The sequence below is a fragment of the Planococcus lenghuensis genome (genome assembly GCF_001999905.1).
GTDB lineage: Bacteria > Bacillota > Bacilli > Bacillales_A > Planococcaceae > Indiicoccus > Indiicoccus lenghuensis.
In genome coordinates this window covers 3245942-3259069 of record NZ_CP019640.1, presented here as the reverse complement: position 1 = coordinate 3259069, position 13128 = coordinate 3245942, and the positions used below count along the sequence as shown (strand labels likewise).

Annotated in this window: 12 protein-coding genes; 8 read left to right on the top strand and 4 right to left on the bottom strand. The window is 51.5% G+C overall.

The annotated features are described in order from the left end of the window. Genes B0X71_RS16490 through B0X71_RS16480 form a run of 3 tightly spaced genes read left to right on the top strand, consistent with a single transcriptional unit; the run spans position 1 to position 3779 of the window. Positions 1-2283 carry a ribonucleoside-diphosphate reductase subunit alpha gene (locus B0X71_RS16490; RefSeq protein ID WP_232336722.1) on the top strand — a complete coding sequence of 761 codons (2283 nt, stop codon included), beginning with the start codon at positions 1-3 and terminating at the stop codon, positions 2281-2283. Between the two features lie 13 nt (positions 2284-2296). Beyond that, positions 2297-3334 (top strand): ribonucleotide-diphosphate reductase subunit beta, encoded by a 1038-nt coding sequence (locus B0X71_RS16485; protein WP_077590449.1) that lies wholly within the window; start codon positions 2297-2299, stop codon positions 3332-3334. Then, positions 3315-3779 (top strand): flavodoxin domain-containing protein, encoded by a 465-nt coding sequence (locus B0X71_RS16480; RefSeq protein ID WP_077590448.1) that lies wholly within the window; start codon positions 3315-3317, stop codon positions 3777-3779. The genes B0X71_RS16485 and B0X71_RS16480 overlap by 20 nt, the downstream gene beginning before the upstream one ends. A 59-nt stretch (positions 3780-3838) precedes the next feature. On the opposite strand, the gene B0X71_RS16475 is transcribed toward B0X71_RS16480, so the two are convergent. After that, on the bottom strand, positions 3839-5206 hold the full coding sequence (locus B0X71_RS16475; protein ID WP_077590447.1) for an aspartate kinase: 1368 nt from the start codon (positions 5204-5206) through the stop codon (positions 3839-3841). Positions 5207-5336: 130 nt separating this feature from the next. On the opposite strand from B0X71_RS16475, the gene B0X71_RS16470 reads away from it, so the two are divergent. From B0X71_RS16470 to thrB, 3 genes are read left to right on the top strand one after another with little or no spacing between them, the layout of a single operon-like run. After that, a complete protein-coding gene (locus B0X71_RS16470) occupies positions 5337-6623 on the top strand; it encodes a homoserine dehydrogenase (RefSeq protein ID WP_077590446.1) in 1287 nt (428 codons plus the stop codon). A gap of 2 nt (positions 6624-6625) precedes the next feature. Next, entirely contained in the window at positions 6626-7687 is a 1062-nt protein-coding gene (thrC, locus tag B0X71_RS16465) for a threonine synthase (protein WP_077590445.1), read from the top strand. Then, on the top strand, positions 7684-8595 hold the full coding sequence (thrB, locus tag B0X71_RS16460; protein WP_077590444.1) for a homoserine kinase: 912 nt from the start codon (positions 7684-7686) through the stop codon (positions 8593-8595). Before thrC ends, thrB begins: the two co-directional genes overlap by 4 nt. A gap of 47 nt (positions 8596-8642) precedes the next feature. On the opposite strand, the gene B0X71_RS16455 is transcribed toward thrB, so the two are convergent. The 3 genes from B0X71_RS16455 to B0X71_RS16445 form a co-directional block, all read right to left on the bottom strand. Beyond that, on the bottom strand, positions 8643-9062 hold the full coding sequence (locus B0X71_RS16455) for a universal stress protein (protein ID WP_077590443.1): 420 nt from the start codon (positions 9060-9062) through the stop codon (positions 8643-8645). A gap of 191 nt (positions 9063-9253) precedes the next feature. Beyond that, positions 9254-9673: a universal stress protein gene (locus B0X71_RS16450; RefSeq protein ID WP_077590442.1), complete on the bottom strand. Its 420-nt coding sequence runs from the start codon at positions 9671-9673 to the stop codon at positions 9254-9256. A gap of 14 nt (positions 9674-9687) precedes the next feature. Then, positions 9688-11151: a SulP family inorganic anion transporter gene (locus B0X71_RS16445; protein WP_077590441.1), complete on the bottom strand. Its 1464-nt coding sequence runs from the start codon at positions 11149-11151 to the stop codon at positions 9688-9690. Between the two features lie 136 nt (positions 11152-11287). Between B0X71_RS16445 and B0X71_RS16440 the strand changes: the two genes are divergently transcribed. Then, positions 11288-11830, top strand: a complete 543-nt coding sequence (locus B0X71_RS16440; protein WP_077590440.1) for a recombinase family protein — start codon at positions 11288-11290, stop codon at positions 11828-11830. A gap of 13 nt (positions 11831-11843) precedes the next feature. Beyond that, positions 11844-13124, top strand: coding sequence for an MFS transporter (locus B0X71_RS16435; protein ID WP_077590439.1), 1281 nt, complete (start codon positions 11844-11846; stop codon positions 13122-13124). Positions 13125-13128: the final 4 nt, after the last annotated feature.

Below are 13128 nucleotides of genomic sequence, written 5' to 3'. Positions count from 1 at the left end.
ATGAAAGTGGAAACTCGCTCAGAAATGGATACCGTAATGGAAGCAATCCAAAATGCAGAAGAGACATATAAATTGGATGCAACACAATTGAAAGCAAAAGTGGCAGAACTTGAAGGAAATGCGAAACGGGAGACGTCGATGCTTTACGCATTGAACCGGATCTCCATGTCCGAACCTTCGTGGACATTCCTGGCAGCTCGATTATATTTGGAAGAACTTTATGAAAAAGCGGCAGCCGCCCGCAAATATGACGCCGGAGCAAAATATGGAAATTTCCACCTGCTCCTTGAAAAGCTGACGGCGACCGGCATTTACTCGCAGGATTTGCTTGCTGCCTATACAAAAGAAGAAATTGATGAATTGGGCACCGTGATTGAACCGGGACGGGATCTCCTGTTTAATTACATCGGTCTGTTCCTTCTGGCGGATCGCTATTTGGCGAAGGATCACGACGGCACCCTGTATGAATTGCCGCAGGAGCGGTTTCTCATCATTGCGATGGCGCTGATGCAAAATGAGCCGAACGAACAACGGACGGCTCTCGTGAAAGAAGCGTATTGGGCGCTTTCCAATCTATATATGACAGTGGCGACACCAACGCTATCCAATGCAGGAAAAAGCTTCGGTCAGCTGTCTTCGTGCTTCATTGATACCGTTGATGACTCGCTTGATGGCATTTACCTGAACAATTGGGATGTAGCGAGGTTGAGCAAGGATGGCGGCGGTCTTGGCGTGTATTTCGGAAAAGTGCGGGCGCTGGGGTCGGACATCAAGAAGTTCAAAGGCAATTCCTCAGGTGTCATTCCATGGATCCGCCTGCTGAACGATACGGCGGTCAGCGTGGATCAGCTCGGCCAGCGCCAGGGAGCGGTTGCCGTCTACCTGGATGTGTTCCATAAGGACATTATGAACGGCTTTCTCGATTTGAAGACGAATAACGGGGATGAGCGCCGGAAAGCGCATGATATCTTCACAGGCGTATCCCTTCCGGACCTTTTCATGGAAACGTTAAAAGAAACGGACGACAGCGGGCGGAGTGTTGGCCAATGGCATACATTCTGTCCGCATCAAGTAAAGCAAGTCATGGGCTGGAAAGACGAAAACGGCAACGCACTCGGACTTGAGGATTTCTATGATGAACACGACAAGAAATACTTTGCCGAGAAATACGAGGAAGCGGTCAATCATCCGCTCCTGCCGCGGAAAACGTACCGCGCGATGGATATCATGGCGCGCATCATGATTGCCCAGCTGGAGACAGGCACGCCGTATATGTTCTACCGGGATGAAGTGAACCGGCAGAATCCGAACAAGCACGCAAACGGCATCGGCCGCACGTCTATCTACAGCAGTAATTTATGTACTGAAATTTTTCAAAACATGTCGGCCACCACGATTGTGAATGAATATGTGGATGCTGACGGCAACCAAGTCATCGTGCGGAAACCGGGAAATTTCGTCGTCTGCAATTTGTCTTCCATTAATTTGCCGAGGGCAGAGGCCGCGGGTGTGCTGGCACGGCTGATTCCGATTCAGATGCGCCTGCTTGATAACGTTATCGATCTGAATACCATCTCAGTCGGTCAAGCTCAGGCGACGAATAAGAAGATGCGGGCTGTTGGATTAGGTACGTTCGGCTGGCATCACCTCCTGGCGCTCAAAGGAATTCACTGGGAGTCTGACGAAGCGGTATTGTTTGCAGATGAGCTGTATGAAGAAATTGCTTATCATACCATTCATGCTTCCATGGAATTGGCAAAAGAAAAAGGCGCATATTCACTGTCCACAGGTTCTGAATGGCAGACCGGTGCTTATTTCGAGCGCAGGGGCTACGAAGGCGAGCAATGGGATACATTGAAAGCGGAAGTGGCGGAACACGGCGTCCGGAACGGGTGGATGATGGCTGTCGCGCCAAACTCGTCAACAGCAAAAATCGGCGGTTCCACCGACGGGATCGACCCGCTGTACGCAGTGGAATACGCGGAAGAGAAAAAGAACTTCAAATTTAAAGTGACGGCCCCGGATTTGAATCACCGCACGTACGATTATTACCGGCGGACCCGCCACACGATCGATCAGGCGTGGAGCATCCGTCAGAATGCGGCCCGTCAGCGCCATATCGACCAGGGCATCAGCTTTAATCTGTATGTCCGGCATAATATTAAAGCAAAAGAGCTTCTCGCCCTGCACATGGAAGCATGGCAGCAGGGACTCAAAACAACTTATTACATCAGAAGCACTTCGCAGGCTGAACTGGAAGCATGTGAAGCGTGTGAAAGCTAAAGGGGGCAACGCTGTGCAGACATTAACGAAAATTAACTTACTGAACCCGGATCACCCGAACAAGTCAACGGGAATCATCAACGGCCAGTCGTCAGGACTGCTGAACTGGAATGATATTGCGTACCCGCAAATGTATGAATTGTATCAGGCGCTGCTTGCGAATTTCTGGAAGGCTCAGGAAATCAATATGCAGGATGACATCAAGCAATGGGATTCACTGACTGACATCGAAAAAGATGTATTCCTGCGCATCAATACGCAGCTTGCATCGCTCGACAGCCTGCAGACGCCAACGATGAGCCAGGTCATGGATTATGTGACCGACTCCAGCTTCAAAGCAATATTTGCGGTCATATCCCAGCAGGAAGCTGTTCACAATGAATCCTACTCCTACATCTTGAGCTCACTCGTGCCGCTAAGCGAGCAGAACGAACGCTTCAACCAGGCAAAAGCGGACCCGATCGTCCGTAAACGGAATGAACTGATTCTTGCCGCATACGATGCATTCCGCGAGAACCCGACGCCGGAGACATTGTTCCGCCTTGGCATCAATTCAATCAATTTGGAAGGCATTTATTTCTATGCCGGATTTGCGTTCTTTTATCACCTGGCCCGCCAGCAGAAAATGCTGAAGACGAGCACGATGATCAGCTACATCCAGCGCGATGAAATGCAGCACGCCTACTTCATCGGTCAGTTCGTCCGGATTCTGCTGACGGAAAATCCGGAGCTGAATACAGAGGAAAACATCCGCTATATTTACGAAACAATCGGAAAAGCGGTCGAGCTTGAGAAAGAATGGGCGCATTACATCCTTACAGGAATCGATGGCATCGATCTTACAGAATTTGAGGGGTATGTGGAATACTTGGCCAATAAACGCCTGCGGCAGCTCGGCTTGGCGAATATGTATGAAGAGCAGAACAACCCGATGCCGTGGATTCAAGTATTTGGAGACGACATGATGAACGATACGAAATCCGATTTCTTTGAACAAAAATCGCGGACCTATTCGAAAGTGTCGCAGTCCAATGGATTCGACGAATTATAGACCCCGGATTGCAATCGTCTACACATCGGTTACGGGGAATACGGAAGAGTTGAGCCGCATAATCGGCAGCTGCTTCAGTGACGAAGTGAATGTATCGCTGTTCCGAATTGCTGAATTCCCGCTGTCCTGGCTCTGCAGCTATGATGCAGTTATGGTTGGTACGTATACTTGGGGGAACGGCAATGTTCCAACAGAGATGCACAGCCTCTATTCTGCGCTGGAAACGGCTGCAAGAAAGGAGCTTATCACGGCGGCATTTGGCACGGGTGACAGCTTTTACCCGGATTATTGCGGCGCAGTGGACCGTTTCCGGGACATGCTGCACGTCCGGACAGATCTGGCAGTGACGCTGAAGGTGGAATTGATGCCGCAGGAGCGGGACTGGGACCGGTGCCGGAAGTTAGCGGAACTCATCTTGGCCCGGCTGAAGATAAATGCACAGTAAAACCAGCGTCCCGGGCAGATGGCCCGGGACGCTGGTTATGTTTAAAAAGTTATTGAATTCTACAGTTCCGCATACACCGGTGCAAAGAATTCCTGATACAGCTCCCGCAGGACTCTCGTTTCGTCATGCTTGAGTATTCCGAAGACCAAGCTGACCTCAGAAGACCCCTGATTGATCATTTCGATGTTAGCCCCTGTCCGGGCAATGGCTGCAGCGGCGCGTGCCGTAAGACCGGTTGTATGGCGCATACCTTCACCGACGAGGACAACCATGGAAAAATCATGGCGGAAGTGCACGTCATCCGCTGCCAGTTCGGTTTTCACCCGTTCAACAATGCGGGCGTCCTGGCCGGGTTTCAACTGATGGCTGCGTATGATGACCGACAGATCATCGATTCCTGACGGCGCATGCTCGTAGGAGATTTGCTCTTCTTCCAGAATCTGCAGCAGCTTGCGGCCGAACCCGATTTCCCGGTTCATCAAGTATTTGCTGACATAAAGCGTAGAGAAACCGCTGTCGGCCGAGATGCCGGTGACGGGCTGTTCGGAAAAATCACGTTCCGCTGTAATCATCGTACCCGGCGCTTCCGGGTTATTTGTATTTTTAATGCATACTGGGACAGCCGCCCGGAATGCAGGCATTAACGCTTCATCATGCAGAACAGCGAAACCGGCGTACGACAGCTCGCGCATTTCCCGGTACGTCATGTGTGAAATGCTGACCGGCTGATCCACAACGCGGGGGTTTGCGGCAAAGACGGAGTCCACATCCGTGAAGTTCTCATACAGTTCGGCTTTGACAGCGGCCGCCAGAATAGCGCCGGTGATGTCTGAGCCTCCCCGGTTGAACGTCCGCAGAACACCTGAAGCTGTGAAGCCAAAAAAGCCAGGGAACACGCAAATGGCTTCATTATCCTTAAGGGCAGCCAATCTGCCGTATGCTTCCGGCAGGAGCTGTGGATAAGCAGGCGGATCGTTCAAGAGAAGCCCTGCATCTTTTGGATTGCAGTATTGAGCTGAAAGGCCGGTCGCTGTCAGATAAGCTGCAACCAGTTTGGCCGATGCATCTTCACCGCTCGCCTTCAAGGTATCTGTGAATAATCCGGCATCTTTCCTGCTGGAATGCAGCCGGTTATACAGGTCTTCTTCGATATCATTCAGCAGGCTGCTTTCGAGCCCGAGCCCGCTGATGATTTCCTCGTAGCGCTCCATGATCTGGCGGAAGCCTGAAGACGTATCATTTCCGGATAATGCGGCATCTGCAAGCGAGATCAGGTGATCGGTTATTTTTATGTCAGTATCAAACCGTTTACCCGGGGCTGAGACAACAACAATCCGGCGAGAGGTGTCCGCGGTAATGATATTCGCCACCTTTTTGATTTGCTGGGCACTTGCCAAAGAAGTGCCTCCGAATTTGCAGACTTTCATCTCATCCCCTCCATTTTCGCTGAATTTTTCGATTAAGGTTGTGCTTGCCGGCAATGACCTCTATAATGGCATAAATCACAAAGGTAAATGGGTATTCCCATCAGTGTACATAGACCATGGAGGTGCGTCAATGGAAAATAGAGTATCAGTCGGATTATTAGGGTTTGGAACAGTCGGGAGCGGAGTCGCCGCAATCGTTCAGCAGCATCAGCAGGATTTGCTGCATAAATTGGGAGCAGAGGTATCGATCGATAAAGTACTGGTTAAAGATTTGACGAAGGACCGCGACACCGGGCTGTCTCCCGATGTGTTCACAACCGAGTTGGCGGATATCGTGAATGACCCTTCCATCGATATTATTGTGGAAGTCATGGGAGGAATTGAAGAGGCGAAACAGGCTATTGAGCAGGCGCTTCAGGCAGGCAAACAGGTAGTGACCGCCAATAAGGATGTCATGGCGCAGTATGGACATGAACTGCTGCAGCTGGCGGATGCTCAAAAGCAGGACCTGTTCTATGAAGCGAGCGTTGCCGGCGGAATTCCGATCATCCGCACACTTGAAGATGGACTGGCTTCTGACCGCATTTCGAATTTAATGGGGATTGTGAACGGAACGACGAATTTCATCCTGACAAAAATGAAACAGGAAAACATGAGCTATGAAGATGCGCTCGCCCAGGCAACAGCACTTGGCTTTGCGGAAGCCGATCCGACAGCGGATGTGGGCGGGCTTGATGCGGCACGGAAAATGGTGATTTTGTCTTCACTTGCATATTCCACGGAAGTGTCCCTCGACGATGTGGTTGTCCGCGGCATGGATGAGATCCAGGAAGGGGATGTGGAACTGGCTGCCCGCTTTGGCTACACCGTCAAGATGGTGGGCGCCTCCCAGACGGATGAAGACGGGATTGAAGTGGTGTCTGAACCGGTGTTCCTGCCGGATGCCCATCCGCTTGCTTCTGTGAATAATGAATTTAATGCTGTCTACATTCGGGGGGCGGCAGTCGGGGAAACCATGCTGTACGGTCCCGGAGCGGGTTCGCTTCCTACTGCGACATCCGTTGTGGCCGATGTGATTGCGGCTTGCCGCAATATTCTTCTTGAAGTGAAAGGCAAAAGGCAGCATGCCCCTCAGCATGCCCGGCCGATCAAACCGGCGAATAAACAGCAGGCCAAATATTTTCACCGGCTGCTCGTCAATGATGAAATCGGCGTACTGACCAATGTGACAGCGGTCTACAGCAAGCACGGAGCCAGCCTGCAATCGGTCATGCAGCATCCGAGCGAGCAGGATGGACAGGCGGAACTGATTCTCGTCACACACCGCATTTCAAGGCAGCAGCATTTGGATATCATCACAGATCTCGATGGCTTGGCTGGCATGATTAGCCATTACCGGATTGCAGGGGAGGAATAAGCATGAATTGGCCAGGGTTGATTGAACGATATAAAGAGTGGCTGCCGGTGACAGAAAACACACCGGCACTGACATTATTGGAAGGCAATACGCCGCTCATCCGGCTTAATACGTTATCGGAAAAATGGGGAATTGACCTCCATGTAAAGTTTGAAGGCGCCAATCCGACCGGTTCATTTAAGGACCGCGGAATGGTCATGGCGGTCGCAAAAGCAAAAGAAGAAGGCAAGACAACCTTGGTCTGTGCTTCTACGGGCAATACGTCCGCTTCTGCTGCCGCTTATGGCGCACGGGCGGGTCTTCGGACAATTGTGGTGATTCCGGAAGGGCGCATCGCACTCGGCAAGCTGGCGCAGGCAAAAATGTACGGTGCGGAAATTCTTGAAATTGAAGGGAATTTCGATGAGGCACTGGAGATGGTGCGGGAACTGGGCGAAGAAGAGCATATTGCCCTTGTGAATTCCATCAATCCTTACCGCCTGGAAGGTCAGAAAACCATCGCATTTGAAGCTGTGGAGCAGCTTGGCAAGGTGCCGGATATCTTTGCACTGCCCGTCGGCAATGCCGGGAATATTTCCGCTGCCTGGAAAGGATTTTCGGAACATGCTGACCGGACCGGTGCAATCCGTCCTGAACTTCTCGGCGTACAGGCAGCGGGAGCGGCACCAATCGTCAATGGCAAGGTTGTTGAAAAACCGGAAACAGTCGCGACGGCAATCCGGATCGGCAATCCGGCAAGCTGGCAGCTTGCATTGAATGCGCTCGAGGAATCGAACGGCACGATTCTGGCTGCAACGGATGAAGAAATCCTGGAAGCGTATCAATTGCTGGCTGCGACGGAAGGTGTATTTGCAGAACCGGCTTCCTGTGCATCGATTGCGGGGATTAAAAAACGGGTGGAAAGCGGTGCGTTGCCAAAAGGCGCAACAGTGGTCGCGGTCCTGACAGGGAACGGATTGAAAGATCCTGATACCGCCATTGCAGTGAATCAGCATAAAGCGAAACTGACGCCGGCGGACAGAGAGCGGTTTTGGGCGGAATTGCGCGGAGGCGTATCTGTATGACGGATGAACGATTTTCTGTCAGAGTACCGGCTTCGACCGCAAATCTCGGACCGGGATTCGATTCCATCGGCTTGGCGATTGATCTCTATTTGACTGTTCAGGTCTCGCCCGCGGATGAATGGCGGGCAGAATATCTGGATGATCATCATCAGCATTTATCCGATGAACCGGATAATCTGATCATCGACACAGCCCGGACCGTCGCAGCTGAAGCAGGACGTTCACTGCCGCCGGCCCATCTGCAGGTGATATCTGAAATTCCGCTTGGAAAAGGGCTTGGCAGCAGTGCCGCAGCCATCGCGGCTGGCATTGAAATTGCGGATCGGCTGCTGGGCCTGAATTGGCCGATGACCAGGAAAGTGGAAATTGGCAGCAGGCTGGAGGGCCATCCGGATAATATATCGGCATCGCTGATGGGCGGACTGACCGTTTCCTACTATGATGAAGACGAACTGGCAACCGTCCATGTGGCTGAACCTGCGCTCGGTATCCTGCTGCTTGTGCCGGCAGCTGCCTTCTTGACGGTTGAATCGCGGGGACTGCTGCCATCTGTACTGCCTTATGAAAAAGCGATTACCGGAAGTGCTGCCGCCAATGTCGTCAGTGCAGCGCTGATCAGCGGGGACTGGAAGACAGCCGGGCGCATGATGGAGAAGGATCTGTTCCATGAGCCCTACCGGAAAGACCGGCTGCCTGATTTTGATGAAATCAGACAGGCATGCCGGACGCTGGGTGCGTATGGTTCAGCCATCAGCGGCGCCGGGCCTTCCATCTTCATCGCTGTCCCGCAAGGCAGCGAAACAGAAATCGCAGCGGAATTGCGGGTACTTTTCCCCCGCTATGACTGCTTGGTGACTAAACCTGCGTTTCACGGCATTGAGAGCCGGGTTTCGATTGGCAAAAAGTGAAAAAACAGCTCCTTCCGTCATGAAAACGGAAGGAGCTGTTTTTTTGTTCACTTTACGATCAATACCGGGCACTCAGCACGTTTGACGACTTTGTGGCTGACGCTTCCGAGCACCATTTCCTGTAAAGCGTTTATGCCCCGACTGCCGATAACCAGAATGTCGAAACCAACTTCATTGGCAAATTCGACGATTGCCGGACCCGGCGTGCCATGCAGCATTTTAACCGCATAATCGATGTTATGTTCCGCCAGTGCTTCTTCAACAGGCTGCAGCCGCTTGCGACGGGCGGCATCGAGCTCAGTTATGCTCGGGCTTTGCAGCACTTCATCTTTTGCCTTATTGTGATCAACGACATAGACAACAATCACTTTTGAATCCGGGGTAAGTGAGGCGACTTTGATCGCTTCACGCGCTGCGCGGATGGAATGGTCAGAACCGTCTACTGCCAATAAAATAGAATTATACATTCAGCACACTCCTTTTTATTGAGAAGGTGGTCTGGCATCCTGCTGAAGCCATCCAGGCCTTCAATGTTACTTTCATTATCCCTTTCTTTTGATACTAACGCAATCCAATCGATGGCAGCAGACTGTATTTGCCATTGCTGAAAAACAACAAACCAGCCCATCCGCTTACTGGAGCGGATGGGCTGGTTTTCTTACTTCACGATGAGTACAGGGCAGTCGGCCCGCTTGACGACTTTGTGGCTGACGCTCCCGAGCACCATTTCCTGCAAGGTATTCAGTCCGCGGCTGCCAATAATGAGGATATCGAAATTTTTCTCATTGGCGAATTCAACGATTGCCGGCCCCGGTGTGCCATGCAGCATTTTGACAGCACAGCCGATGTTGTTTTCAGCTAATATTTCCTCGATCGGTTGGAGCCGCTTGCGGCGGGTGAAGTCAAGCTCTGCTGTACTGCCGCTATGGAGCACTTCTGTTTTCGCATTGTTATGATCCGCCACATAAACGACCGTCACTTTCGAATCCGGAGAGAGCGAAGCGACTTTGATCGCTTCACGCGCTGCGCGGATGGAATGATCAGAGCCATCGACTGCCAGTAGAATAGATTTATACATAGTAAACACTCCTTTTAATGAGAAGGCAATTTGGCGTTCTTGCTGTTGAACACGGCAATTTTTTCAACCAATTTTCTGCTGCCGCCATCCAAGCCTTCGATGATGACTTCATTGTCGTTTTCTCTCAGTTTCAGCACGATCCGATCTACGGCTCCGACACCGGAATCATCCCAAATATGGGCGTCGGTGAAATCGAGCACGACTTTTTTATGCTGCACATCCAATTCGAAGGCATCAAGGAAATCTTCAACGGAGGCAAAAAACAGCTGTCCGTCGATTGCGTAGCGGGTGACGCTGTTTTCGATGGTCTTTTTCACTTGGATCTTTGAGATTTTAGAAACAAAGAGAACCGCGCTCAGGATGACACCGGCAATGACGCCTTGCGACAAGTCATGTGTAACAACCACGATGATCACGGTGACGAGCATAACCGCTGTATCCGATTTCGGTGCTTTCGTCATGTAAGAAAACGAAGACCAGTCAAACGTACCGATCGATACCATGATCATGATGCCGACGAGAACAGCCATCGGAATCTGGACGACGACCGATCCGAGGACGAGAATCAGGAACATGAGGAACGCTCCTGCAATGAATGTGGAAAGCCGGGTAAGTCCGCCTGATTTCACGTTGATGACCGATTGACCGATCATGGCGCAACCCGCCATGCCGCCAAAAAAGCCGGTGACAAAATTGGCGATGCCTTGTCCGCGGGCTTCCCGGTTCTTATTGCTGCCTGTGTCCGTCATATCATCGACGATTGTTGCCGTCAGCAGGGATTCGAGCAGTCCGACGACAGACAGGGCAAGTGCGTAAGGCAGAATGATCATGAGTGTCTCAATCGTGAATGGCACATCCGGAATAAAGAAGGATGGCAGCGACTGAGTGATCGTGCCAAGATCGCCGACAGTCCGCAAGTCATAATTCGAGTAAACCGCGACAATCGTCAGTAAAACAATTGCGATCAACGGGGCCGGAACAGCGTTGAAAAAACGCGGAAGAATATAAACGATACCGAGCGTGATGCCGACGAATACATAGGTCATGCTCGAAATGCCGAGGAAATGCGGAACCTGAGCCATGAAAATAAGAATGGCTAACGAATTGACAAAGCCGATCATAACCGCCCGCGGGATGAATTTCATCAGTTTCGCAACTTTGAACACACCGAATAATAATTGGAACACCCCCGTCAGAATCGTGGCAGCCAGTAAATAATGGACACCATAATCTGCGACAAGCGGAGCGGCGACGAGTGCCATAGCTCCGGTTGCAGCTGAAATCATCGCGGGACGTCCTCCGGCAAACGAAATAATGACGGCGATGAGGAATGAAGCATACAGGCCGACCATCGGATCAACACCGGCGATGATCGAAAAGGCGATCGCTTCAGGGATCAATGCCATGGCGACGACGACGCCGGACAGGATGTCCCCTTTGACATTCGAAAACCATTCAGTTTTTATTGTATCTATCAATTCATTCCATCCTTTCTATATTGAATCACGAAATGGAGTATACCATGCATGTTCCCAAAAAGGAACAATTAAGAGAAAGGTTTTGGAGAAGAATATGCTATAATGGACGGCGTGCAAGAGTTGGAGGTTGACTGAGATGAATTACGGATACATCCGTCCGCTGGCAGATGATAAAATGAACCGCCATCAGCGGAAAGAGCTGGAGTCTGTCGGAGGAATACAGATTGTTGAAGAAGAACATGCCGGTGCAAAACGCCGGGTTGCCTTGGAAGGATTGCTTGAAGCAGTGCAGGAAGGGGACAGGTTGTATGTGTTCAGTCTGTATGTGCTGGCGGATTCGACGCGCCATCTGCTGGATATCGTGCGGCTTTTGAATGAGCGGGAAGCAGAGCTTCATGTACTGTCGAGCGGAATCGATACGCGGCCTTTTTCCGCTTATTCTTTTTTGACGGTCTTAGAAGAACTGGCGCAATTTCAAACAGAAGCGATCAGTGAAAAAACAAAGATGGGGCTGTTGGAAGCGCAAAAGAAAGGCAATAACGCCGGCCGGCCGAAAAAATCGCCGGACGCGATAAACGAGGCGCTGGAAATGTATCATACCAAACGCTACTCATTGGAGGAAATCAAAGAAAAGACAGGTATCAGCAAATCGACACTCTACCGGAATCTGGAAAGCTGAGAGGGGAAAGCAAATGAATGAATCAGCTGCACAGCGCAGAACTTCCCCTGTTTTCTATGGCTGGACGATCGTCGCGATCGGGGGACTGTTCCTGTTTTTCTCCGGACCGGGGCAGACGTACTCAAACGCGCTGTTCATCGAATCCTATATAGAAGATCTCGGATGGAGCCGGAATCTGGTTTCGGGCATCTATTCCGCTGCCACGTTATGCGCCGGTTTTCTGCTGTATTTTATCGGGAGCCTGATTGACCGGTTCGGGCACCGGAAGATGGCGGTGGCGATTATCACCCTGTTTGCCGGCGCGCTTGTCTGGAACTCTTTTATCACACATCCGGTGATGCTGTTCATCGGCTTCTTTTTTATCCGGCTCCTTGGACAGGGATCAATGTCGCTGCTCGGCAACACGCTCATCCCGCAATGGTTCATCTCCAAGAAAGGGCGGGCGTTCAGTCTGATGGCAATCGGCGCATTTATCAGTTCGGCGCTGTTTCCTGTCATTAATGTTCAATTGATTGACATGGTCGGTTGGCGGGGAGCGTGGCTGGTGCTCGGCATCGGGACAGCAGTCATTATGATTCCGGTTGTCTTGAAGTTTCTTGTGAATAAACCTGAAGACATCGGCCTGCTGCCGGATAACGCTGCGGTGGAACCGGTGGAAGCGGAAGCTGATGGGAAAGACACCGTGTTTACGGAAATATCCTGGACTCTTAAAGAAGCGATGCGGACCTACCAGTTTTGGCTGCTCCTCATCTGTGTCTCGATTCCCGCACTGATCAATACGGGCCTTACCTTCCACATCGTCTCGATCTTCAGCAGCAAAGGACTGACGGCAGGGGAAGCAGCAGCGCTCTTAAGTATCATGGCGGTCGTTGGGTTTCCCGTGACGTTAGCCATCGGGTTCATCCTTGAGAAAGTCCAGATCCGGCTTGTGCTGGCGGCAATCTTTGTCGGCCAGCTTCTATATTTGCTGGTCCTGCAGGAAGTGAGCACTTTTACAGCGGCAATTTGGTTCGCGGTACTGTGGGGTGTTATCGGGGGCATCGAACGGGTGACACTCGCGGTGGTGTTCCCTGAATACTTCGGCCGCCGCCATATCGGTTCGATCAAGGGGTTTGTGACTGGAGTCATGGTTTTCGGCTCAGCGTTGGGTCCGTTGCCGTTCGCGTTGGCATACGATATGTTCGGGGACTATACGGAAGCGGTGTGGCTGGCGATGATCATTCCGGCCATCGGCGCTGCAGCAGCTTTTCTGAGCACCCAGCCGACAAAGAGGGAATCCCGATTATTGCGATGAAACG

What these genes read in the sequence shown, in the direction of transcription:
- B0X71_RS16490 (WP_232336722.1), top strand. Translation starts at nt 1, where the DNA reads ATGAAAGTGGAAACTCGCTCAGAAATGGATACCGTAATGGAAGCAATC.
- B0X71_RS16480 (WP_077590448.1), top strand. Translation starts at nt 3,315, where the DNA reads ATGGATTCGACGAATTATAGACCCCGGATTGCAATCGTCTACACATCG.
- B0X71_RS16475 (WP_077590447.1), bottom strand. Translation starts at nt 5,206, where the DNA reads ATGAAAGTCTGCAAATTCGGAGGCACTTCTTTGGCAAGTGCCCAGCAA.
- B0X71_RS16470 (WP_077590446.1), top strand. Translation starts at nt 5,337, where the DNA reads ATGGAAAATAGAGTATCAGTCGGATTATTAGGGTTTGGAACAGTCGGG.
- thrC (WP_077590445.1), top strand. Translation starts at nt 6,626, where the DNA reads ATGAATTGGCCAGGGTTGATTGAACGATATAAAGAGTGGCTGCCGGTG.
- thrB (WP_077590444.1), top strand. Translation starts at nt 7,684, where the DNA reads ATGACGGATGAACGATTTTCTGTCAGAGTACCGGCTTCGACCGCAAAT.
- B0X71_RS16455 (WP_077590443.1), bottom strand. Translation starts at nt 9,062, where the DNA reads ATGTATAATTCTATTTTATTGGCAGTAGACGGTTCTGACCATTCCATC.
- B0X71_RS16450 (WP_077590442.1), bottom strand. Translation starts at nt 9,673, where the DNA reads ATGTATAAATCTATTCTACTGGCAGTCGATGGCTCTGATCATTCCATC.
- B0X71_RS16440 (WP_077590440.1), top strand. Translation starts at nt 11,288, where the DNA reads ATGAATTACGGATACATCCGTCCGCTGGCAGATGATAAAATGAACCGC.
- B0X71_RS16435 (WP_077590439.1), top strand. Translation starts at nt 11,844, where the DNA reads ATGAATGAATCAGCTGCACAGCGCAGAACTTCCCCTGTTTTCTATGGC.